Origin of the sequence: Pectobacterium fontis, from assembly GCF_000803215.1 — a bacterium.
GTDB classification, from domain to species: Bacteria; Pseudomonadota; Gammaproteobacteria; order Enterobacterales; family Enterobacteriaceae; genus Pectobacterium; species Pectobacterium fontis.
Genome location: NZ_JSXC01000001.1, coordinates 1 through 23,745, shown reverse-complemented (window position 1 = coordinate 23,745; position 23,745 = coordinate 1). Strand labels below are relative to the sequence as shown.

Here is a 23,745-nt window from a genome sequence, read left to right as displayed (position 1 = left end):
TGTTATTCCACATCAGTGTTATCCCACATCAGTCGGCTATCCAGCCATTCGACAGCAAGGATAGTGAGAATCACCGCTGCACCAAAGTAAAACGCAGCGGGCCCCATGGTAAAGGCGAGGAGTTGATCGCGGTTGACGAGTGACATCGTCAGAGCGATCACAAATAAATCGAGCATGGACCAGCGACCGATCCAACGAATAACACGTAGCATCTTCATACGCATCATTATGCTGCTTTCTGACCGAAGATGGATACTCAGCAGCAGCCCGAATAACACAGTTACTTTAGTCAATGGCACCAGGATACTCGCGATAAACACCACCAGCGCGACCGGAATATTCCCTGCGGCGAGTGAAAGAATGCCGGAGAAGATGGTGTCTTCTGTGCGTGCGCCGTTGACATAAATAATCGATATGGGCAACAGATTCGCGGGGAACAGTAAAATGATGGACGCAATGAGTGCTGCCCAGGATTTTTGCAGGCTTTGCCGCTGGCGTAAACGAAGCGGGATATGACAACGGGGGCAGCGTCCTCGATTATCAGGCGAACTGGTGAAATGGCAGGACAGGCAGATGCGATAGCGTTCTGGTGAAATCAATGGCCTCATGCGCGGATAAAACCGTTGCCAAAGCTGGTCGGTATTTAAGTGAATAAGCGTCAGCAGGCTTAAGATCATGAGCGCGAGAAAAGCGACCAACCCGCTACCAACCTGAACATCCGCGAATTCACGGACTTTGATTGCAGCGACAGCCATGCCGACCAGATAAATATCCAGCATCATCCACTCTTTTAGCCGTTGCAACATGAGCAGGATGGGGCGCAGGTTCATACCGATCCGCGGGGCAAAAAACAGGTATAGCAGAGAAAAAACCAGCGTGAGCGGTGCGCCGACAGTACAAAAGGCGACCATGCTTGCCGTGAGCGGGTGCCCTTGTCGAGTAATTTGCCAAATACCTTCAAACAGACTGGCATTGATGGTGACGCCGAGCAGACGAATGCTGATCAACGGTTCAGTGAACGCGAACGGCATGAGTACCAACATGGCCACGGCCATTGCTGCAAGCCGGGAAATGAACCAGTCTCTGCCGGAGCTGACTTTGGCATCGCAGCGTGGGCAGTTTGCCGTCTGGTTTCGCTTCAACGACGGCAGGGCAAAAAAGGCATCGCATTCCGGGCAGCGGTGGTAGCGATCGATAGTCGATACCGCCTTTTTCGTACCATCGGCTAACGGTGGACGGGGAGAAGGATACGGCGCAGGGCTGGCTATATTCTGTATTTTCATCTTTCCTGCGATCCGGTTGGCATTGAGTCCCGTTATATTCACGATGGATAACGTATTCACAGCTATTTAGTGTAACTGAAGGCTAACTGAATGATAAATTGATAATAAGGCTCTGATCGTTGCTCTATATTATTTTGTAGGTGGAAGTAGCACGATATGCACGGTAACGATACCGTAAAGCGGATGATTCTCCGCGCGAAGGCGTTCATCTTATGGCATTCTGTAATAGAGGCTTATGCAGTTTGTGTGGGATCGATCCGCATGGTTTTGAAAAGACAACGATATACTTTATGAACAAACAAGAATTTTATCAGGATCTCATTCGCGATATGTCATCGCTTATCGCGGATGAAAACCGTTTTATTACGATGTTATCAAACAGCAGTGCGCTGCTGTTCGAGCGTTTGGATGGGGTTAACTGGGCAGGTTTTTACTTGTTAGATAACGACACACTTTTCCTGGGACCCTTTCAAGGCAAGGTTGCCTGTGTGCGTATTCCGGTGGGTAAAGGTGTATGTGGTACTGCGATAGCTGAAAATCGCATTCAGCGTGTGGATGATGTCCATGCGTTCTCTGGTCATATCGCCTGTGATGCCGCGAGTAATGCGGAAATCGTGCTACCGCTTGTTGTTAACGGGCAAACGATTGGCGTTCTGGATATTGACAGTCCCCTTTATCAGCGTTTCGACGCGGATGATGAAGAAGGGCTGAAGGCCGTAGTTAGCGTACTTTGTGCTCAACTGGAAGCGAGTGATGTGATGACATTCATCAATTCTCTCACGTTGAGACAAGGTTAACGTGGCAATTGCCGATGGCGTCATTATAATGACGCCTGTTCATGCCTGCGTCGGTTGGCAAACCCGTTGTAATCAGGAAATTTCATGGAAAATCAACCTAAGTTGAACAGTAGTAAAGAAGTCATTGCCTTTTTGGCTGCGCGGTTCCCGCTTTGTTTCACCCTTGAAGGCGAAACGCGTCCGTTAAAGATCGGTATCTTTCAGGATCTTGTTGAGCGTGTACCGGAGTCTGATAACGTCAGTAAGACGCAATTGCGCTCTGCACTGCGCCTTTACACCTCAAGCTGGCGGTATCTGTATGGTGTAAAATTGGGTGCCCAACGTGTGGATCTGGATGGTAATCCATGTGGTGAGTTGGAACAGCAGCATGTTGATCATGCTCGCACGCAGTTGGAAGAAGCGAAAGCGCGAGTTCAGGCTCAGCGTGCCGAGCAACAGGCGAAAAAACGTGAAGCAGCCGGAGAAACGGCAGAAGCGGCGCGTACCCCTCGTCCCGCTCAGAAACGCGCACCGCGTCGCGATGTATCGCAAAACAGTGCATCTCGAAACAATTCGTCTCGAAATAATGCGTCTCAACACCGTGCACCACGTAAACCGTCTTCCGACCAATCGCAGTCCTCTTCTCAGCAATCAGCGAATGCTCAAGCGCGTCAGGCAGAATCTGCCAGCAATGAGCGTCAGCGGGTTGCGGTTACGGATGTTTCCAAACTGCAAATCGGTCAGGAAATCAAAGTCAGAGCTGGCAAAGACGCCATGGACGCCACCGTGCTTGAAATTGCCAAAGGCGAAGTCAGAGTACAATTGGCTTCTGGACTGGCAATGATTGTACGCGCAGAACATTTGCAGTTCTGATACGGAGGCCAACCTGGGCATGAACAACTTAGTCAGAATCACCGCCATCGCAGGTTTACTGCTGGCGGGCTCGAGTTTTGCAAATGAAAATATTACGCGCGTTGAGCAGATTCCTCAGCTCCATCAGGAACCTCAGCATGCCACCGTTAGCGACCGGGTGGCCTCACGTTTCCTGCGTTCGCACTATCGCCAGTTTATGCTGGATGCGCAGTTCTCTGAGAAGATATTTAACCGCTATCTCAACATGTTGGACTACAGCCACAATGTGCTGTTGGCCTCGGACGTGGCGCAATTTTCCGGGCAGAAAGCCCAATTGGGCGATGCGCTGAAATCCGGTCAGTTAGACATTCCTTACGCGCTGTATAATCTGGCGCAGAAGCGCCGGTTTGAGCGTTTCCAATATGCCTTGTCACTGCTGGATAAACCGGTGGATCTGACGAGCAATGAAACGTTTGAGCTTGATCGCAGCAAAGCGCCCTGGCCGCAGAATACGGGGGAACTTAACCGCCTGTGGGATGCCAAGGTCAAATATGACTGGCTCAGCCTAAAGCTGACCGGCAAAGATGATAAAGACATCAAAGAAACGCTGACCAAGCGTTACCAGTTTGCGATCCGCCGTTTGGCACAGAGCAACAGCGAAGATGTTTTCCAACTTGTCATGAACGCCTTTGCGCGTGAAATTGACCCGCATACCAGCTACCTGTCACCGCGTAACACCGAGCAATTCAATACCGAAATGAGCCTGTCGCTCGAAGGGATTGGCGCGGTATTACAAATGGATGACGATTACACCATGATTAACTCTATGGTGCCTGGTGGTCCGGCGGCGAAGAGTAAAAATATTACCGTCGGCGACCGTGTCGTTGGCGTTGGTCAAAATGGCAAGCCGATGGTCGATGTGATCGGCTGGCGTCTGGACGATGTGGTCGCGCTGATCAAAGGACCGAAAGGCAGTAAAGTGCGTCTGGAAATCCTGCCTGCGGGTAAAGGCACGAAAACCCGTATCGTCACGTTAACGCGCGAACGTATTCGTCTTGAAGACCGTGCGGTGAAAATGTCTGTTAAGACGGTTGGCAAGGATAAAGTCGGCGTGCTGGATATCCCCGGCTTTTATGTCGGCCTGACGGATGACGTCAAAGTTCAGCTCCAGAAATTGGAAAAACAGAACGTCAGCAGCATTGTGATTGACTTACGGACTAACGGCGGCGGCGCGCTGACGGAAGCGGTAGGGCTTTCCGGCCTGTTTATTCCAAGCGGCCCGGTGGTTCAGGTACGTGATAATAATGGCAAAGTGCGTGAAGACAGCGACACTGACGGCATTGTGTATTACAAAGGCCCGCTGGTGGTATTGGTCGATCGCTTCAGTGCTTCTGCTTCCGAGATTTTCGCGGCGGCTATGCAGGATTATGGTCGCGCCTTGATCGTGGGTGAACCGACGTTTGGTAAAGGCACTGTACAGCAGTATCGTTCGCTGAATCGTATTTACGATCAGATGCTGCGCCCTGACTGGCCTGCGCTGGGTTCTGTTCAGTATACGATTCAGAAGTTCTATCGTATTGACGGCGGCAGTACGCAGATGAAAGGCGTAACGCCTGACGTGATGATGCCTACTGGCACGGAGACGGTCGATACTGGCGAGAAGTTTGAAGACAACGCGCTACCGTGGGACAGCATTAAAGCGGCCAGCTACACCAAGAGCGGCGATCTGAAGGCGCTGATTAGCGCGCTGAATGAGCACCATCAGGAGCGCATTGCCAAAGATCCTGAGTTCCAGTATGTCGCGCAAGATATCGCCCGTTACAACGCGATGAAGGATAAGCGCAATCTCGTCTCGCTCAACCTCGTTCAGCGCGAGAAAGAAAATGACGATGATGAAGCGATGCGCCTGAATCGGATTAACGATCGACTGGCGAAAGAAGGTAAGAAACCGCTCAAAACATTGGAAGATCTGCCGAAAGATTATCAGGCTCCCGATCCTTATCTGGATGAGACGGTAAAAATCGCTAATGATTTAGCGCAGGAACAGAAAGAGTAATACGCTACGATCGGTGAGATTGAAATCATCAAGCGCCCTGTGGGTTATCCGACAGGGCGCTTTATTTTTTATGTGCTGGCTTTGCGTGAGACAGAATAGCCGCGCTGTACCGTAAATCGCACATTAACGAATTTTGGTTGGCGAACAGCCAAAACGGGCTTTAAACCGCTCGGAAAAACGTGCCGAAGATTGATACCCACAGGCCTCTGCCAGACGCTGAATACTCCATGACGTCGTCTGTACCAGCATCATCGCATGTTGCAAGCGCGTTTCCAGCAACAGCACGTCAAAACGAGTTTGCTCGGCAGATAATCTGCGGCGCAGCGTGGCCTCACTCATTGCCAGCAGGCGGCCAGCATACTGCGCTGTCCAGTGGCGATCCGGCTCCTCGCTGATAAGCATGCGCAGTTGGGTGGAAATGCCGGGCAGCGGCGGCGTACCAAAATGGTATCCCCGCTCTGACAGCGCCAGCAGCATATCCATTAACCGAAGTTCGAGGCGTGATGCCGTGAGCGTGTTATCTGTAATCCCTCCAACCAGATGCTGCAATGTCCTGATGAGGTCATCATCCAGTGCGAGAGGCGTGAAGGGGGACGGGCGCAGCACGGGAGCTATTTCATCAGGATAATGACGATGAAAACGTGCTAAAAGCGTGGATGAAAACGTCAGAAAGAGTGACCGAAAGACGGCATTATGACCGCCGGGGGTTTTTGTCAGATCGGCATTGGCATCCGGCGTAATCAGACAAAGCTGCGACGGTGTGTCAATAACCGTTGTTTCGCTTTGCTCGCGGATAGTCAGTTGACCAGAGAGAACCAGCAGAAGCGTAGCTTCATAGAAAGGGAAGCGTGGGGTCTGCTGCGCGGTACGCAAGTAAGGTTGCGCTAGTGCGCACAGGCCATAACGCTGGATCGGCTGGCCTGATGGCAATATCCAGTCAGCCTCTGTACTGAGAGGCTGATAACTGGGGCATAAGGCGGTCACACGTATAGCCCATCATTCCCAGAACTTGTTATTCTCATAACAGTGTGGGATTGAGCGTATACAGTCCGGTGAGTTTGGCTTCCGCCAATACTGGCACGTTAGCCAGCGCAGCACGGACATTTGCCCCGTTAAGTTCGCCTTCTATCGCCAAAGCAGGCGTTGCGAGGGCATAAAGGGTGAAGATGTAATGATGGGTGAGAGTATCGTTCCACGGTGGGCAGGGGCCATCATAGCCAAAATAGGTGCCTTTCATCTGCTCGTCGCTGGCAAACCAGGCGGTGTAATCGTTAATACCATGACGGAGTCCGTCAGGTGCAGTCGGACCGGATTTCCCTCGTGGGGTAATGCCTTCAGAATGTGAAGCGGCGGGAATTTCACTGACGCTGGCCGGAATATCCAATAATAGCCAATGATGGAAATCAACGCGTGGCAAAGAGGCGCTCACCTCGCGACCTTCCTGATTCACATCATCCCCCCGGCTGGGTACATCAGGATCGTGACAGATCAACACAAAAGACTGTGTTCCTTGCGGTGCGCCACGCCAGCCAAGGTGAGGGTTGTGGTTAGAAGACAGTGCAAGATGCGCCTGTTCATCCGGTACGGCAAAGGCGAACTGGCCGGGGATAGCGTCACCGTCCTGAAAACTGTGGCTAAAGAGTTGTAACATGGTGGTGCTCCTTATGGTGATTCTGATGAGTGTGGAATCATTATAGAATAAGCAACACGCCATTATTTTCCTAATCCCGTCAGAATAATGCTTTTGGCTGTCAATTTGATGGCTTGTGATGCTGTGAAGCAATAAGGTTTCTAAAGCTGTCGATAAAATTATCTGTGAAATTAAAACGGTGGTAATGGAATAGAAGAGTAAAGCGTTTGCGCCAGGGACAAAAACGTCAGGAACGTTTTTGAACGTCGCGAGCGGCGGCCCTGAAAGGGTGAATCTCAGGGATGAGATTCATACCTGCGCAAACCGAGCGTACAAGGACGTTTTCACAGCGTCTTTACGATCTATCCATTACCACCGCTCGCCAGGTGATAATGGACGCTGTTGTGATTAATCGCGATTAACGACCCGCTTTGAGCTGCTGGAAATAGGTTTCGTACAGCGTGCTGGCGCTGCCAACGTCGTTCTGCCACTCGCCTTTGGCGATAGTGTCGTCATCCGGATACAGCGTTTTGTCTCCTGAAACCTCCGGCGGCAGTAATTTTTTCGCTGCCAGATTTGGCGTTGGATAACCGATGGTTTCCGCCACCTGTGCGGCGACTTCCGGGCGTAGCAGGAAGTCGATGAGCTTCATCGCGCCGTCAACGTTTTTGGCGTTGGCCGGAATCGCCAGACTGTCCATCCAGAAGATGCCGCCTTCTTTTGGCCAGATAACCTCCAGCGGTGTGCCCGCCTGACGCGCGACGTAAGCCGAGCCGTTCCATACCATACCCAGATTCACTTCACCCTCGATGAACGGGTTACCGGGGTTGTCCGAGTTGAAGGTCAGCACGTTCGGCATCAGGGCTTGCAGTTCTTTATAGGCTGCTTCGATCTCTTTGGGGTCGGTGGTGTTGGCGGAGTAACCCAGCTTACGCAGGGCAATTTGGAACACCTCACGCGCGTCGTCCGTCAACAGCAGGCTGTTTTTGTACTTCACATCCCACAAATCGGCCCAGCCAGTGACGCTGGCGGGGTCGATAACGTCATGATTGATGCCAATTGCCGTCGCCCCCCAGATATAGGGAACCGAGTAGTCGTTGTTCGGATCGAAGGATTTGTGCAGCAGGTTCGGATCGAGGTTATGGAAATTGCTGAGCTTGCGGGTATCAATCTTTTGCAGCATACCTTCTTTGCTCATTTTGGAAATAAAATAGGTTGACGGTACGACCAGATCGTAAGCGCCATCCTTATAGGTTTTTAGCTTGGCATACATACTCTCGTTGGATTCATAGGTGGAGTAAATCACCTTGATACCCGTTTCTTTGGTGAACTGCTCCAACAGGCCCGGCGGTACGTATTCGGTCCAGTTATAGAAATAGAGCGTTTTGCCATCGTTAGCGTTGGCGGTGCTGATGCCAAACGCCAGCGCGCAGGCTGCCAGTAGGTGTGGCCACGTTTTCATTATGTTTACCTCCTTACAGGTCCCAAAGGAAATACCCACTGATATCAGCAGATATGAAAATAACAGTATTCATCGCGCAAGCGGCCGCCTTATTTTCCGGTGCGGTCGCGTAAAATCAGTTGGCTACTGAGCACCAGCACGAGCGACAGAATAAGTAAAATCGTCGCCAGCGCGTTGACTTCAGGGGAGACGCCGACCTTCACCATCGAGTAAATCTTCAACGGCAGAATTTCATACGCCGGTCCGGTGACAAACGAGGACACCACCACGTCATCCATTGACAGCGTGAAGCTGAGTAGCCAACTGGCCGCCACGGCTGGCATGGCCAGCGGGAGAATAATTTTACGCAGGATAATCACTTCGCTGGCGCCCAAATCACGCGCGGCTTCCAGCATCCGTACGTCAAACCCTTTCAGACGCGAATAGACGGTCACGACCACGAACGGCAGGCAGAACGTGATGTGGGAAAACAGCAGCGACCAGAATCCCAGCGAGATGCCTAGCAGCATGAACAGCACCAGCAGCGAGATCGCCATCACGATATCCGGTGACATCATCACCACGAATAGCATACCGCCGACGAACGGCTTGCCGCGAAAGCGGTAGCGGTACAACGCAACGGCCGTCAGGGAACCGATCAGCGTGGCGAAGGTCGCCGAAAACACGGCCATCGTCAGCGAGTGCTGTGCAGCCTGAAGCAGGCTATCGTTGTTCATCAGCAGCCGATACCAGTCCAGCGTAAATCCCTGCCAGTTGATGCCAAAACGCGCCTGATTAAACGAATTCACGATCAAAATGACGATCGGGATGTAGAGGTAAGCATAAATGATGGACATCAATCCACCGCGGAGTAAACGTCCGATCATTCCAGCTCTCCTTTTTTGTTCAGCAGGCGAGCAGTGCGGTAGTAGATAAACAGCAGCACGCCCATGATCAGCGTCAGACAGATACTGGTGGCGGCACCAAACGGCCAATCGCGGATATTGAGGAACTGGCTTTTAATGACGTTACCGATCAGCAAATTCTTGGCACCGCCCATCAGGTCGGCGACGAAAAATAGCCCCATGGCTGGCAGCAGCACCAGCAGGCACCCCGCGATAATCCCCGGCATGGTGAGCGGGATCACCACGCGAATAAAGGCTTGCCATTTAGTGGCGCCGAGATCGCGGGCGGCTTCAAGGTAGGCTTTATCCAGCTTTTCAATGCTGGAGTAGAGCGGTAGCACCATGAAAGGCAGCAGGATATAAATCAGGCCAAGAATCACGGCTTCCGAGGTGTACATCATCCGCAGCGGTGTATCGATAAGGCCAGTCCAGAGCAGAAACTCATTCAGATGACCGCGTGTGCTAAGAAAGATTTTCAGCCCGTAAATGCGGATCAGCGAGTTGGTCCAAAACGGCACAATCAGCAGAAACAGCATCAGCGGCTGAATTTTTTTCGGTAAGCGTGCCAGAATAAAGGCAAACGGATAGCCCAGCAGCAGGCAGCAGAGCGTGGCGATAACGGCCATATTCAGCGAATGCAGCAGGACAGAAGCATAAAGCGGATCGGCCAGCCGCGTATAATTTTCCAGCGTGAAGATCAGGCTGACGAAATGCGTGTCATCGCGCGTCAGAAAACTGGTTGCGATGATCATCAGGTTAGGCAGGAAAACAAACAGCACCAGCCAGGCAACGATGAGGGTGATAATGGTGTTTTGAAAGCGTTTACGCGACTTCTTCATCGTGCAGGACGACCTCCCAACTTTCCACCCAAGTGACGTCGACTTTCTGGTTGAGTGAATGATCGAAGTCAGGATCGTCTTCGTTAAAGAACTCGCTGACCATGACCATCTTGCCGTTTTCCAACTCAATGTTGGATTCCAGCGTCATGCCTTTATAGTTGCGTTCACGCACGTAACCCACCATCCCTTCCGTTGGCATGCCGTCGCCCAGCTCCTCGACACGTAAATCTTCCGGTCGTAGGAGCACGTTGAGGTGCTGGCCGACGGTGACCGGAAAGTTGACGGTGATCGTACACTCATGGCCCTCCACCTGAGCGCGCACCCGCTGGTTGTCTAGCCGTTCCAGCACGATGGCATCAAAGATATTGATCTCACCGATAAAGCTGGCGACGAACAGGTTTTTCGGCTCTTCATAGATTTCACGCGGCGTGCCGTCTTGCTCAATGCGTCCATCGCGCATCACCACGATGCGATCGGACATCGTCAGCGCTTCTTCCTGATCGTGGGTGACGAAAATAAAGGTGATACCCAGTTTGCGTTGCAGCGCCTTCAGCTCGTTTTGCATTTGTTTGCGCAGTTTATAATCGAGCGCAGACAGGGATTCATCCAGCAGCAGTACTTTCGGCTGATTGACGACGGCACGGGCGATGGCCACTCGCTGTTGCTGACCGCCGGAGAGTTGGTGTGGGCGACGCTGCGCCAAATCTTCCAACTGCACCATTTTCAGTGCTTCCATCACGCGTGGTGCAATATCCGCAGCGGGTGTTTTCTGCATGCGCAAACCAAATGCCACGTTCTCAAACACGCTGAGATGGGGGAATAGGGCGTAGCTTTGAAATACGGTATTAACGTGTCGCTGTTCGGCGGGCTGGTGGGTAATATCCTGCTTTTCCAGCATAATGTTGCCGCTATCGACCGTTTCCAGACCCGCAATCAGGCGCAATACGGTGGTTTTGCCACAGCCGGATGGCCCGAGAATGGTCAGAAACTCACCGTTATTAATGGTGAGATTAAAATGCGAGATGATGTCTTTGCCATCAAAGCCTTTATGGACGTTGAGCAATTCAACGACCGGCACAGCCAGAGAGTTTTCTTTCATTGCGGTATAGATCTATTTCCTGATTTGGCCGAACAACGGTATCTCTGTTGCGATCGACCAAGGGTTATCACCTTTTAGACAGCGTGCGCAGTTAAGGGCGGCATTTTACGGGAAACACTTCCTAACGCCAACTTGTGTGACTTCACATCCTGCCGATGGCGGTGGGAATGGTGGCGATCAGCCAGTGAATTAACAAGCATGTTTCTTGATTGTTACCTGATTTGTACACTCTTCGTGACACGTCTGCGGCTTTTTGGCCTGAATTCTGGTCTTGAGGTTTGTTAAATCGGAAAAAAACTGACTTGACGCAATATCTACCGGGATAGCCCTATCCATAATGCTTTTCAGAGTTCAGGGGGCATAAATAAGATGGATAAATTACTCGACAGATTTTTGACCTATGTTTCGTTTGATACACAGTCTAAATCCGGTGTCCGGCAGGTGCCGAGTACCGATGGCCAGATGAAGCTGGCGCGTGCGTTGCAGCAGGAGTTGCTCGAACTGGGATTTGAACAGATCGTGCTGAGCAAACACGGCTGCCTGATGGCGACGCTTCCGGCGAACGTTGCCTGGCCAGTACCTGCCATCGGCTTTCTTTCACATATGGATACGTCGCCGGATTTTAGCGGCAAAAACGTTAACCCGCAGATTCTGGAAAACTATCGCGGCGGCGATATCGCTTTAGGCGTGGGAGATGAAGTGCTGTCACCCGTCATGTTCCCGGTGTTACATCAGCTCTTGGGGAATACGCTGATTACGACAGATGGCAAAACGCTGCTGGGGGCGGATGATAAAGCGGGGATTGCGGAAATTATTACCGCCATGGTGCGTCTGAAAAAAAACCAGCTACCGCATGGCGATATCCGTATTGCCTTTACGCCTGATGAAGAGATTGGTAAGGGCGCGCAATTTTTTGATGTCAACGCTTTTAATGCGCAGTGGGCCTATACCGTGGACGGCGGCGGTGTTGGCGAACTGGAGTATGAGAACTTTAATGCCGCCTCGGTTCAGGTGAAAATCGTCGGTAACAATGTTCACCCCGGTAGTGCCAAAGGGGTGATGGTGAACGCGCTGACGCTGGCCTCGCGCTATCATCAGCATGTGCCGGAGAGTGAATCACCGGAGCAGACGGACGGCTATCAGGGGTTCTATCATCTTCACACTATGAAAGGTTCTGTGGAGCGTGCCGATTTGCACTATATCGTACGGGATTTCGACCGTAATGGCTTTGAACAGCGTAAACAAACGATGCTGGATATTGCGGAAACGGTCGGCGCGGGGCTGCATCCAGATTGCTACATTGAAGTCACGCTCACCGATACCTATTACAACATGCGTGAGCAGGTTGAGCAGCATCCGCATATTATCGCGCTGGCACAGCAGGCGATGCAGGACTGCGACATCGAAACGAATATGAAGCCAATTCGCGGCGGTACTGATGGCGCACATCTATCATTTCAGGGGCTACCGTGCCCAAATCTGTTTACCGGTGGCTACAACTATCACGGCAAACATGAATTTGTCACGCTGGAAGGAATGGAAAAGGCGGTTTCTGTAATTATGCGTATTGCAGAACTGACGGCGCTGCGTGCGAAGCCGTAAGTGTTTCCATTTTTCAGAGATGAATAAGGCGGGACATTCCCGCCTTATCTTTGTACTAATAATGATTCAAGTTTGGCCTTAATCCGCAAAGTACCAATAACCGCTGTTAATCAGTACGGTAAGCTGCGCGAGGAAAGAGGGATCTTCCAATGCGTCACCCAGCCGTTCCGCATCAATAGTCGGGTGCTCAGCCAACGCAAACAGCGCCGCCTTATGCGTGCTGTTCACTTTCTCCCCGTTAACGAAGCAGCTATCCCCAACGCAGATGACCCGCAGGCCGCCTAAACGACGCAGTGGTTCACCCTGTTGCAAATACTCATACACTTCACCGGCCTGATAAGGCGGTTCTGGTGGTGAGAGGTCAAGTTCATGACGAGATTGAGAAATAAATTCACCAAACCAGTTCTGGAAATGCTCCGGCTGCTGCACCAGATCCAACATCATTTTTTGCAGCGCATCCAACTCCTGCGGCAGCACACTGGCGATATGCGCACGGGGGGGGATATCGGGATCGCTATAACGATGGCTACCGAGTTCACGCGAAAGCACATAATCCGCAAAGCCGCTGACCAATTCGCGGGTGTTTGGCGCACGGAAACCGACGGAGTAGTTCAGCGCGTTTTCCAGAGAATAGCCTTCGTGCGGGAAACCCGGTGGAATATAGATGATATCACCCGGCTCCAGCTCTTCATCAATAATGGCATCAAACGGATCGACCTGAAGCAGGTCGGGATGCGGGCAATGCTGTTTCATCGGTATTTTTTCACCGATGCGCCAGCGGCGACGTCCTGTTCCCTGAATGATGAAAACATCGTATTGATCCAGATGCGGCCCTACGCCACCACCGGGAACAGAAAACGAAATCATCAAGTCATCGGTGCGCCAGTCTGGCAGTTTTCTAAATGGCTGCATCAACGCGGAAGAAGGTTCATGCCAGTGATCAACGGCTTGTACCAACAGCGACCAGTTACTTTCCCCCAGATGGTCGTAGCTCTCGAAAGGACCGTGGCTCACCTGCCAGCGACCATTTTGATGGCTGACCAATCGGCTATCTATCTCATTTTCCAGAGCCAGACCGGCAAGTTCGTCTGGGGAGATCGGGTCAATAAAATTCGTGAAACCGCCTTTGATCAGGAGAGGACGTTTTTGCCAGTAGTTCGCTAAAAAATCCTGCCAGTCGAGATTGAGCTGATAGTCCATACTGTTTCCAGAAACTCGTTTTTGAGGAAATGACTGTTCTTTAAGATATGATTTTTTGAAATAATCAGTATCTTAAAACAATCCGTATTGTGGCGATAAGTATAGCGGAAAGCACTGCGTGCTGTACCGCCTTTCACCCCTCATTCTGGCTCAGGTTTTGGCGGGGAAAGATGGCTTCGACGCGCGCACCACCCAGTGCGCTGTCGCTGATCAGAATTTTGCCCTGATATTGCTCGATAATTTCGGCGGCGACGGCCAGGCCGATACCTTGTCCGGGACGCATACGGTCAGCGCGTTGCCCACGCAGGAAAATCATTTCACGCTTACTCTCGGGGATGCCGGGGCCATCATCATCGATAATCAGATGCAGTTTGTGATCGGAGTATTGCACGCTAATTTCGACAAACTCCAGACAGTATTTACAGGCGTTATCAAGAATATTGCCCAGTACTTCCATAAAATCATTCTTCTCACCCACGAAGGTGAGCTCAGGGGGGATGTCGAGTGTTAACACGACGCCCTTGCGCTGGTACACCTTGTTTAACGCAGAACACAAGCCATCCAGCAGCGCCGGAACCGAGTGGACTTCGCGTATCAGTAAGTTATGTTCGGAACGCACGCTAGCGCGATGCAGATAATAACCAATCTGCTGCGAGATGCGGCTGATCTGAGCCAACATAATAGGTTCCGCCTGATCGATGGTGATTTCTTTGCCTGTACGCAGCGCACGTAACGTGGTCTGTAAAACCGCCAGCGGCGTTTTCAGGCTATGGGTGAGGTCAGTGAGCGTCGTGCGGTACTTGTGATAGCGCTGGCGTTCATTGTTCAGCAGGATATTCAGGTTTTTCACCAAACTGAACAACTCGCGCGGCGGATTTTCATCCAGTTGATCGCGTGTACCTTTTTCCAGCTCCGCGATCTGTTTTACCAAATGCTGAATAGGGCGCAGACTCCAGTGAGCGCCTAACCAAAGCAGAGGCAGCGCCAGCAGAAGGTTGGCGATCAACACGTAGCTGAACCACTCCCACACCACGTCTTCCTGTTGCAGTTCCTGTGGAATACGGTCAACCACCACAATGGTGATGGAGGGGAGGCGATCGGTTTTCGGGTAAACGTTCACGGCGATGGAGTGTGTGAGCGTATTGCTATGTGCGCCATTTAGCGTTCGCAGACTGCCCAGCAGTAAGGTATTGCCTGTGAGTACCGCGCTGCTGGTATCGGCATCGGTATCTAATTCGTGGTAGGCTGTCTTATTCAGCCATTCCGGCTTGATGAGCGCTTCCAACTCGGGAACGTGCTTTTCACGCCAGAGCATGTTGCCATGCTCATCGTATATCAACACCAGTGTAGGAAAGTTGATGTCAACATCGGGAGGCGTAACGATAGTCAACTGGCTGTCTCGCCACTGCGCGAGGCTGTAATAGAGATTACTTTCACCGCGTAGCAGGCGGAATGAAGTTTTGTCGAAGTTGACGCTGTAGCCGATAATGGCGACGATGCCATAGGCTAACGACAATGCCAGTACGATGGCCGCTGTCGCTAATAAAAAACGAATGCGAAGTGAAAAAGGCAGCCTCTTATCACTCATGCTGAACCTGAAGGCGTATCAATATCAAAACGATACCCTTGCCCGCGTACCGTGGTAATGACATCGGAGGCATTCGCCTGCTGAATTTTTTTACGTAATCGGCCCATTAGCACATCAATGGTATGACTTTCCCGTAACTCTGCATCCGGGTACAACTGCAACATCAGCGACTCTTTGCTAACGACTTTACTTTTATTACGAATTAATGTTTCGATAATCGTGTATTCAAATGCGGTGAGCTTGATAGGCATATCGTGGATCACCAACTCGCGGCGTGATAAATCGATCTCAAAGGGCGGCAGGCTGATGATTTGCGATGCCAGACCACTGTTGCGTCGCATCAGTGCCTGCAACCGCGCCACCACTTCTTCCATATGAAACGGTTTGGTGACGTAATCGTCTGCACCAGCTTCCAGCACCGCCACTTTGTCCTGCCAGCTTTCACGCGCGGTTAACACCAGAATAGGGAGCTTAATCTGATGGGCGCGCCAGCGGCGAATCATGCTCATGCCGTCTTCATCGGGCAAGCCGAGGTCGACAATCGCGATGTCCGGGGTATTTTCATGCAGAAAATAATCTGCTTCTTTGGCGTCAGACGCCGCGTCAACCTGATGACCCATTTCGTTCATCTGAACGGTTAAATGGTGACGCAGTAATACATTATCTTCAACGACCAGAATCCGCATCGTTATATCCTCTGCCGAATAGAAAGAGTATTCGAAACATGTTTATGCACGCTATTTTTCGCCCCGCGTATCTACATTATACGCAGAGAGAATCCTTTATTTTATGTGCTAAATTATCCACAGATAGGATAAACCGGATATAAACAGTCTGGAAATCGCAGGGAATTAGAGAAATGGCGGGCAGGGCGCCCGCCAGAAAAAGTACACTATCGCGTTTGAGAACCGTTATTTCAGGTCATCGACCATCGCGATAGCACGGCCAATATAGTTGCCTGGCGTCATCGCTTTCAGGCGCGTTTTTTCTGCCTCTGGCAATGCTAGGCCATCAATAAACGCCTGAATACCCGCTGCATCAACGCGTTTGCCGCGCGTCAGTTCTTTCAGCTTCTCATACGGTTTTTCGATCCCGTAACGGCGCATGACCGTCTGGATCGGTTCTGCCAACACTTCCCAGTTGTGATCCAGTTCATCAGCCAGACGATCGCGGTTCACTTCCAGTTTGCTGATGCCTTTCATGGTGGCCTGATAGGCAATCAGCGCATAGCCCACGCCCACGCCCAGATTACGCAGCACGGTAGAGTCGGTGAGGTCACGCTGCCAGCGAGACACGGGTAGTTTGCTGGCCAAATGCGCCAGTACGGCGTTCGCCAGCCCCAGATTTCCTTCTGAATTTTCGAAGTCAATCGGGTTAACTTTATGTGGCATGGTGGAGGAGCCGATTTCACCCGCAATGGTTTTCTGTTTGAAGTGATTCAGCGCAATGTAGCCCCAAATATCACGATCAAAGTCGATCAAAATGGTGTTGAAACGCGCGATGCAGTCGAATAGCTCAGCAATGTAATCGTGCGGTTCGATCTGTGTGGTGTACGGGTTCCAGTTAATGCCCAGCGAGGTGACAAAACTTTCGCTGAACTGATGCCAGTCCACTTCCGGATAGGCAGCCAGATGAGCGTTATAGTTACCGACGGCACCATTAATTTTGCCTAGAACCTCAACCTGTTGCAGTTGGTGATATTGGCGCTCCATACGGTAAGCTACGTTAGCGAACTCTTTACCGATGGTCGATGGCGTGGCGGGCTGACCGTGCGTACGAGAAAGCAGCGGGATATCACGGTATTCCTGTGCCAGCGTTTTCAGTGCATCAATAATTTGACGCCAGTGCGGCAGGATGACGTCGCGACGAGCCGTATCCAGCATCAACGCGTGAGACAGGTTGTTGATGTCTTCTGACGTACAGGCGAAGTGAATGAACTCGTTGACGGCGTGCAGCGCAGGGATTGCGGCCACTTTTTCTTTCAGGAAGTACTCAACGGCTTTCACGTCGTGGTTGGTGGTACGCTCGATCGTTTTAATGCGCGTCGCATCTTCTTCACTGAATTCGGCGACAATTTTATCAAGGAAAGCGTTTGCGTCAGCGTTAAATGCAGGAACTTCCTGGATCTCTGCACAGGCTGCCAGTTTTTGCAGCCAACGTACTTCAACCTGCACACGGAATTTCAGCAAACCGAATTCGCTGAAAATGGTGCGCAACGTGCTGACTTTATCGCCGTAGCGTCCATCAATAGGGGAAACGGCGGTCAGTGAGGATAATTCCATCGCAAGCAACTCCTGAGATTGGTTTCAATAACAATTGGTTTCAACAACAATTAGTTTCATAACACTCGACTTTTATGACGCTGGCCTGAGTCGTGCCAGCGTCAGCCATCATGGCAAGAATACCATCAAACGGATGGGCAACGCGCCAATATCTGTTTTGCTTCTTTGACCAGCTTGCTGCGTGAGAACATGAGCTGTAAGCGCCCCCCGCCAATTTGTTGCCAGAGCACCGCAGAGCGGATGCCAGCCAGCAGCACGGCACGCACTTTAGCCTGTACCTGACTGTTTTTCAGCACGTCCGGTGACCCAGTAACCTGAATACGTGGCCCCAGCGTACTGATGACATCCACATAAATTGCGGCCAATGCGCTAACAATCGTGTCGGAGAGCAGTTCAAAATGCTCCAGTTGGCGCTCCAACTGCCCGATGCGTTTGCCCAATTCGTCAAGCGCGGCAGACTTTGTATTTAGCTTACGTTCTAACGCAATCAGACTGAACGCATAACGCGAGAGTTCCGCCCCTGGGCCTTTCGTACTCGTGTTGAGAATACCCAGTAGCGTTTCCAGCCCAACTTTCAGGTTTTGCTCGTCATTGCCGTAAACGGACAGAGTGGACACCGGATTGAGGTTTAAAACGCTGTTCAGCGAGGTATGCAGCACTGCGTTATTGCAGTTTCCCGTATGGGCTAACTGCTGGACGACGTGTGCTGACTGACAAACGCCTGCTAGTGCTAGCGTGATTTCATAATAATTCTTAGCCACGGTTACTCCTGTAAGCGTTCTTCAATGATGCCGCCACCAAGGCAAACGTTGTCCAAATAAAAAACAGCGGATTGACCTGGCGTGACCGCGGCGACGGGTTCATCAAAACGCACAGTGATGCGATCGTCGTCAAGCGGAGTGACGGTACAGGGAATATCCGCCTGACGGTAGCGGGTTTTTACCGTACAACGTAATTCGGCGGTTAACGGCTGACGATCAACCCAGTGTAGCTGTTGTGCAATTAAACCGTATGACATCAGACGAGGGTGTTCATGGCCCTGCGCGACATACAAAATATTGTTAGCGACATCCTTATCCACCACGTACCAGGGATCGTCGCCGCCGTCTTTAACACCGCCAATGCCCAGCCCTTTGCGTTGCCCCAGCGTGTGGTACATCAGACCCTGATGCTGTCCCATCGGTTTGTTATCATCGACGGACAAAATTGGCCCCGGCTGTGCAGGTAAGTAGCGTGCCAGGAAATCCGTGAATTTGCGCTCGCCGATGAAGCAGATACCCGTAGAGTCTTTCTTTTTGGCGGTTGCCAGTTCGAGTTCTTCAGCAATTTTACGCACCTGCGGCTTTTCCAACTCGCCGACCGGGAACAGACTCTGGGCAATTTGTTCATGGCTTAGCGTATAAAGAAAATAGCTCTGGTCTTTGTTGCCGTCCATGCCGCGCAATAAACGGCTTTTACCGTCAACATCGTGACGACGGACATAGTGGCCGGTCGCGATATAATCCGCCCCGAGATCTTCGGCAGCAAATTCCAGGAAGGCTTTGAATTTGATTTCTTTATTGCACAGAATATCGGGATTGGGGGTGCGGCCCGCTTTATATTCTTCAAGGAAGAGCTCAAAAACGTTGTCCCAATATTCAGCGGCAAAGTTAACGGTATGTAATTCAATACCCAGCTTGTCGCAAACCGCCTGCGCATCGGCAAGGTCAGTGGCCGCTGAGCAATATTCCGTGTCGTCGTCCTCTTCCCAATTCTTCATGAACAGGCCTTCAACATGATAGCCCTGTTGCTGTAACAGGTAAGCGGAAACGGAGGAATCAACACCGCCGGACATACCGACAATCACTTTTTTCTGGCTGTTATCTGACATGAAAGTCTCACGAACTGAAATTTACTGACGCATTGATGCGAAAAACAAGCGGCGTATTTTAGCATGTTGAGCCAAGGGCTGCATCGCTATTCCTGTCATGCGGGGGTAGCTCGCTGACGGCAGGGATAGTAAGAAGCTAAAATGGCCAGTTAAACGCGCCCAGAATGGTGAGCGGATAGCGCTCGGGCCGCTGGTAGCAGCGAATACTTTCGGCCACCAGCGGCGAACGGAGCTGATGAGAATGTAGAATTTCCTCGGCGCTCAGCCAGTGGCAGCACTCGATGTCGCTGTCGTGCGGCTGGGTGTCGACCCTTGCAGGCAGGTCGAGTGCGAAACAAAAGCGTAGAAACGGTGTACTGTCAGGCGCGATCCATTGGTGCAGATGCAAGAAACTTTGCGGTGCGGCCTGAATGCCCGTTTCTTCCCATAATTCACGGCTCGCTGCCTGAATCAGCGTTTCGTCAGCTTCCAGATGGCCTGCGGGCTGGTTCCACAGTAATTTGTCATTAATCCGTTCTTCGACGACCAGAAAATGGTTTTCGGCCTGAACCACACAGGCGACTGTCACATGAGGCTTAAACATCCGCTATCTCCTTCCATTCTCCCGGTAACAGGTTTTCCAAGGTTTGATTGGCCATGCCGTATCGAATCAGGCGCAGGGTAGGATACCCGATATTCGCGGTCATACGACGGACTTGCCGGTTACGCCCTTCATACAGCGTGATTTTCAGCCAACAATCAGGAATGCTTTTGCGTTCACGTATGGGCGGGTTACGTGGCCACAGCCAGACGGGTTCCGGTACGATCTCCGCTCCTGCGGGCAGCGTTTTGCCATCATTCAGTTCGAGACCGGTACGAAAGCGCGTGAGAGCCGCGTCGTCAGGAATCCCTTCAACTTGAACATAGTAAATTTTGGCCGTTTTTTGCGTTGGCTGGGTCAGGCGCGCCTGAAGTTTGCCGTCATTAGTGAGAATCATCAGACCTTCGCTGTCGCGATCCAGACGACCTGCGGCATAAACATCGCTAACCGGAATGTAATCTTTCAGCGTGCGGCGTCCCGCTTCATCAGTAAATTGCGGCAAGACATCGAAGGGCTTATTGAACAAAACGATTCGGCGCGGCACATCGTCAGGCTGCCTTTTTCTTGCCGACTGTGAGCTGAATCGTTTAACTTTGTGATTTTTAACAGGGAATTTATTCATCATCTTTATAGTTGCGGAAAACAGAAGCATTATACTCGAAATGGTTTACGATTGGCGCGGGCTAAATATTCAAGTAGTATTGACACGCATCTTACAAGTCATTAACAAAATTGCGCTCGAAGGAGAGGTTAATGGAAAGCAAAGTAGTTGTACCGACAGAAGGTCAGAAAATCACGGTTGATGCTCAGGGCAAACTGGTTGTTCCTAACAATCCGGTCATTCCGTTTATCGAAGGTGACGGCATTGGTATTGATGTCACGCCAGCCATGATCAACGTCGTGGACGCCGCTGTGAAGAAAGCCTATCAGGGCAAGCGCGCGATTTCCTGGATGGAAATCTATACGGGTGAAAAATCCACGCAAATCTATGGTAAAGACGTTTGGCTGCCAGACGAGACGCTGGATTTGATCCGTGAATACCGTGTAGCGATTAAAGGCCCGCTGACAACGCCAGTTGGTGGTGGGATCCGTTCTCTGAACGTCGCGCTGCGCCAGCAGTTGGATCTGTATGTTTGCCTACGTCCGGTACGCTACTACGAAGGTACACCTAGCCCGGTTAAACAGCCTGAACTGACCGACATGGTGATCTTCCGCGAAAACGCCGAAGACATTTATGCTGGTATCGAGTGGAAAGCGGGTTCCGCTGAAGCAGACAAAGTGATCAAATTCCTGCGCGAAGAAATGGGCGTTAACAAAATCCGTTTCCCCGAGCAGTGTGGTATCGGCATTAAACCGTGTTCTGAAGAAGGCACCAAACGTCTGGTTCGCGCCGCGATTGAATACGCCATCACCAACGACCGTGATTCTGTGACGCTGGTGCACAAAGGCAACATCATGAAATTCACCGAAGGGGCGTTTAAAGACTGGGGCTACCAGCTCGCGCGCGAAGAATTCGGCGGTGAACTGATCGACGGCGGCCCGTGGGTGAAAATCAAGAACCCGAACACGGGCAAAGAGATCGTGGTAAAAGACGTCATCGCCGATGCATTCCTGCAACAAATCCTGCTGCGCCCTGCTGAATATGACGTCATCGCCTGTATGAACCTGAACGGTGACTATATTTCCGATGCGTTGGCGGCACAGGTTGGTGGTATCGGTATTGCTCCGGGGGCGAATATCGGTGACGAATGCGCACTGTTTGAAGCCACGCACGGTACAGCACCGAAATACGCTGGTCAGGATAAAGTGAACCCCGGTTCCGTTATTCTGTCGGCTGAAATGATGCTGCGTCACCTGCAATGGTTCGAAGCGGCTGACCTGATTGTTAAGGGAATGGAAGGCGCAATCAAGAATAAGACCGTGACTTACGATTTCGAACGTCTGATGGAAGGCGCTAAGCTACGGAAATGTAGTGAGTTTGCGCAGGATATTATCGATAATATGTAATCTCTCTGTTATCGCATTGATCGGCGGGGGCGCTTTGCTCTCGCTGATTTTTAACATCAAAAAAAGCATTCAGTAAAATCTCAGTAAAATTCCTCAGTAAAATAGAGTGAAAAATCACCACATTCATGGTGAGAGGCTATCATGTTTTAATCTGAATTGTTACCCAATCTTTACCGCGATCATCGTTATAGCTATCTGTCTGCTGCTGTGATTTATGTCCCAGAAGCATTCGAGTATCAACGTCACCTTGCTCCCTATAAAGCCGCTCTGCTAATGACCGCTGTTCGTGAAATGTCGGCGGTGTACCGTTTTCCCACACAAGCGCCGTCTTATCCCTAGCAGCACTGAATCGCATTGTAATAGTTCTGGATGCCACGGCAGCGCCACGCTCTGCTTGTGAGGTTGAGCGAAAGAAGTGAACCAGATGAGGACTGACAACGTAATCTCTGCACCGTGCAATGACATCGCGCAGCGTCCATCCTGTGGCATTGGATTTCAGTGATAGTGGGATGGCAACCCGGGCACCTGTTTTCTCTTGAACAACATGCAGGTGGTCATCCCAGATATCTGAAAATTTCATATTGGCAATATCCCCTAAGCGTCGAGCCGTCACCAGAGCCAGTAGCATGGCGTTCCCCATGTATTGATGCTGAGCATCGGCCACATCAAAAATGGCCTGCCATTCATCCAAATCCAAACGCTGGCGCTGAATTTTTTTACGTGGCTGCTTGGTGGCAAGTGCAGGGTTATAACCAGGAGGAACTTCACCAGCATGCTGCGCCTCTTTGAAAACATCAATGAGGACGGAGCGAACTACCTGTGCCATGCGTGATTGTCCGTTAGCTTTGTAGTCATCTAAAATTTCTGCAATATCTTTAGCCCCTACCTCCGTGAGTAATTTCATTCCCGCGTGCTGATTAAATAAAGATATGGGTTTATTACGTTGTTTGTGAGTATTGAACTTGATATCGCCTGATTTCAGCCTCTCATCTTGAATCGTTTTATATTTCTCCAGCCAGCCGCTTACGGTTATACCTTTCCCTGAAATTGCCATAGTGCGTTCACGGATAGCAAATGCCTGCTTCACCTGCTGTTCGCTAATTCGGAGGTTGGCTTCTATTGCGATTGCGGTAGCGTCAGCCTCATTCGTTCCAAGTCCATGTCTCTTACCCGTTAAAGGGTGTTTATATTGCCAATAAACCCGCTTGGTTCGCGGGTCGGTAAAACAAAATAGATTTTGTACTTTGATGTTATGTTTCCGAGGTCTACCGGCCATCTGAAAGAATCCTTTTTAGCAGAGGGTTATCTGATTTATTTATTGTGGGTTCGGAGATCATTCCGATAAAACGTGCATCTTCTTCCGCCATCCATTTACGTCCAACTTTTTTCGGTGGTGGGGAAATCATGTGGTGCTTGGCATAGCGATATAGTGTGTTATTCGATGGTTTTTCATCACCGAATTCATCTATTGCCCACACCTTGAGTAAAAGCATTCGCGCCATTGGTCAGTCCTTGTAAAGAGCATGCCAAAGACACGCCCTAGTTTTGGTCGTTTTGTCTGTAGAAGGAAGGGGCTTAGGTTAGAAGAAAGTCCAGGTTTCCGTTTCGGCGTTATGGCCGAAGTTGTATCCGATCTGAGGGGATGACAAATCCAGTTTTTTCATTTCTTCAACAACGGTGGTGATAATGGCGATATCCTGATTTAACCGTCTCAGATGTATTAGTCGCGACCAGA

General features: G+C 51.0%; 22 protein-coding genes. 5 read left to right on the top strand and 17 right to left on the bottom strand.

Annotated features, from left to right (window positions below; all coding sequences use genetic code 11):
• Nucleotides 1-2: 2 nt before the first annotated feature.
• Nucleotides 3-1,283, bottom strand: coding sequence for a membrane integrity lipid transport subunit YebS (gene yebS, locus OI69_RS00110; protein ID WP_039344354.1), 1,281 nt, complete (start codon nt 1,281-1,283; stop codon nt 3-5).
• Between the two features lie 290 nt (nt 1,284-1,573).
• Here yebS and OI69_RS00105 point away from each other — a divergent pair, with 290 nt between their 5' ends.
• From OI69_RS00105 to prc, 3 genes are all read left to right on the top strand, one after another.
• Nucleotides 1,574-2,080, top strand: a complete 507-nt coding sequence (locus OI69_RS00105) for a GAF domain-containing protein (protein WP_039344351.1) — start codon at nt 1,574-1,576, stop codon at nt 2,078-2,080.
• Between the two features lie 84 nt (nt 2,081-2,164).
• Nucleotides 2,165-2,932 (top strand): RNA chaperone ProQ, encoded by a 768-nt coding sequence (proQ, locus tag OI69_RS00100; RefSeq protein WP_039344347.1) that lies wholly within the window; start codon nt 2,165-2,167, stop codon nt 2,930-2,932.
• Between the two features lie 19 nt (nt 2,933-2,951).
• Nucleotides 2,952-4,967, top strand: coding sequence for a carboxy terminal-processing peptidase (prc, locus tag OI69_RS00095; protein WP_039344343.1), 2,016 nt, complete (start codon nt 2,952-2,954; stop codon nt 4,965-4,967).
• Nucleotides 4,968-5,090: 123 nt separating this feature from the next.
• On the opposite strand, the gene OI69_RS00090 is transcribed toward prc, so the two are convergent.
• The 6 genes from OI69_RS00090 to potA form a co-directional block, all read right to left on the bottom strand.
• Nucleotides 5,091-5,951: a helix-turn-helix transcriptional regulator gene (locus tag OI69_RS00090; RefSeq protein WP_235319641.1), complete on the bottom strand. Its 861-nt coding sequence runs from the start codon at nt 5,949-5,951 to the stop codon at nt 5,091-5,093.
• Nucleotides 5,952-5,985: 34 nt separating this feature from the next.
• Complete coding sequence (locus OI69_RS00085) at nt 5,986-6,618, bottom strand: YbhB/YbcL family Raf kinase inhibitor-like protein (protein WP_039344337.1); 633 nt, start codon at nt 6,616-6,618, stop codon at nt 5,986-5,988.
• A 397-nt stretch (nt 6,619-7,015) separates the two neighbouring features.
• Nucleotides 7,016-8,059, bottom strand: coding sequence for a spermidine/putrescine ABC transporter substrate-binding protein PotD (gene potD / locus OI69_RS00080; RefSeq protein WP_039344332.1), 1,044 nt, complete (start codon nt 8,057-8,059; stop codon nt 7,016-7,018).
• An 89-nt stretch (nt 8,060-8,148) separates the two neighbouring features.
• Nucleotides 8,149-8,925: a spermidine/putrescine ABC transporter permease PotC gene (gene potC / locus OI69_RS00075; protein WP_039344329.1), complete on the bottom strand. Its 777-nt coding sequence runs from the start codon at nt 8,923-8,925 to the stop codon at nt 8,149-8,151.
• Entirely contained in the window at nt 8,922-9,782 is an 861-nt protein-coding gene (gene potB / locus OI69_RS00070; RefSeq protein WP_039344325.1) for a spermidine/putrescine ABC transporter permease PotB, read from the bottom strand. The genes potC and potB overlap by 4 nt, the downstream gene beginning before the upstream one ends.
• Nucleotides 9,766-10,881: a spermidine/putrescine ABC transporter ATP-binding protein PotA gene (gene potA / locus OI69_RS00065; RefSeq protein ID WP_039344322.1), complete on the bottom strand. Its 1,116-nt coding sequence runs from the start codon at nt 10,879-10,881 to the stop codon at nt 9,766-9,768. The genes potB and potA overlap by 17 nt, the downstream gene beginning before the upstream one ends.
• 369 nt (nt 10,882-11,250) lie before the next feature.
• Between potA and pepT the strand changes: the two genes are divergently transcribed.
• Nucleotides 11,251-12,483, top strand: a complete 1,233-nt coding sequence (gene pepT / locus OI69_RS00060; RefSeq protein WP_039344319.1) for a peptidase T — start codon at nt 11,251-11,253, stop codon at nt 12,481-12,483.
• A 78-nt stretch (nt 12,484-12,561) separates the two neighbouring features.
• Here the strand turns inward: pepT and OI69_RS00055 are convergent, their stop codons facing one another.
• The 8 genes from OI69_RS00055 to rluE form a co-directional block, all read right to left on the bottom strand.
• Nucleotides 12,562-13,683 (bottom strand): ribosomal protein uL16 3-hydroxylase, encoded by a 1,122-nt coding sequence (locus OI69_RS00055; RefSeq protein ID WP_039344315.1) that lies wholly within the window; start codon nt 13,681-13,683, stop codon nt 12,562-12,564.
• Nucleotides 13,684-13,816: 133 nt separating this feature from the next.
• On the bottom strand, nt 13,817-15,271 hold the full coding sequence (gene phoQ / locus OI69_RS00050; protein WP_039344311.1) for a two-component system sensor histidine kinase PhoQ: 1,455 nt from the start codon (nt 15,269-15,271) through the stop codon (nt 13,817-13,819).
• A complete protein-coding gene (gene phoP / locus OI69_RS00045) occupies nt 15,268-15,957 on the bottom strand; it encodes a two-component system response regulator PhoP (protein WP_039344308.1) in 690 nt (229 codons plus the stop codon). Before phoP ends, phoQ begins: the two co-directional genes overlap by 4 nt.
• Before the next feature lie 225 nt (nt 15,958-16,182).
• Nucleotides 16,183-17,553, bottom strand: coding sequence for an adenylosuccinate lyase (gene purB / locus OI69_RS00040; protein WP_039344305.1), 1,371 nt, complete (start codon nt 17,551-17,553; stop codon nt 16,183-16,185).
• A gap of 125 nt (nt 17,554-17,678) precedes the next feature.
• Complete coding sequence (gene hflD / locus OI69_RS00035) at nt 17,679-18,314, bottom strand: high frequency lysogenization protein HflD (RefSeq protein ID WP_039344301.1); 636 nt, start codon at nt 18,312-18,314, stop codon at nt 17,679-17,681.
• A 2-nt stretch (nt 18,315-18,316) separates the two neighbouring features.
• Nucleotides 18,317-19,423: a tRNA 2-thiouridine(34) synthase MnmA gene (gene mnmA, locus OI69_RS00030; RefSeq protein ID WP_039344298.1), complete on the bottom strand. Its 1,107-nt coding sequence runs from the start codon at nt 19,421-19,423 to the stop codon at nt 18,317-18,319.
• A gap of 136 nt (nt 19,424-19,559) precedes the next feature.
• Nucleotides 19,560-20,006, bottom strand: coding sequence for an NUDIX hydrolase (locus OI69_RS00025; RefSeq protein ID WP_039344292.1), 447 nt, complete (start codon nt 20,004-20,006; stop codon nt 19,560-19,562).
• The gene (rluE, locus tag OI69_RS00020; protein ID WP_039344622.1) at nt 19,999-20,625 is read right to left on the bottom strand and encodes a 23S rRNA pseudouridine(2457) synthase RluE; all 627 of its coding nucleotides are present in this window, start codon (nt 20,623-20,625) and stop codon (nt 19,999-20,001) included. The genes OI69_RS00025 and rluE overlap by 8 nt, the downstream gene beginning before the upstream one ends.
• Before the next feature lie 131 nt (nt 20,626-20,756).
• On the opposite strand from rluE, the gene icd reads away from it, so the two are divergent.
• Nucleotides 20,757-22,010 carry an NADP-dependent isocitrate dehydrogenase gene (gene icd / locus OI69_RS00015; RefSeq protein ID WP_039344290.1) on the top strand — a complete coding sequence of 418 codons (1,254 nt, stop codon included), beginning with the start codon at nt 20,757-20,759 and terminating at the stop codon, nt 22,008-22,010.
• Between the two features lie 139 nt (nt 22,011-22,149).
• On the opposite strand, the gene OI69_RS00010 is transcribed toward icd, so the two are convergent.
• Both OI69_RS00010 and OI69_RS00005 read right to left on the bottom strand, forming a co-directional pair.
• Nucleotides 22,150-23,286, bottom strand: a complete 1,137-nt coding sequence (locus OI69_RS00010; protein ID WP_039344287.1) for a phage integrase Arm DNA-binding domain-containing protein — start codon at nt 23,284-23,286, stop codon at nt 22,150-22,152.
• Nucleotides 23,276-23,512, bottom strand: coding sequence for an excisionase (locus OI69_RS00005; RefSeq protein ID WP_039344282.1), 237 nt, complete (start codon nt 23,510-23,512; stop codon nt 23,276-23,278). Before OI69_RS00005 ends, OI69_RS00010 begins: the two co-directional genes overlap by 11 nt.
• Between the last annotated feature and the right edge of the window lie 233 nt (nt 23,513-23,745).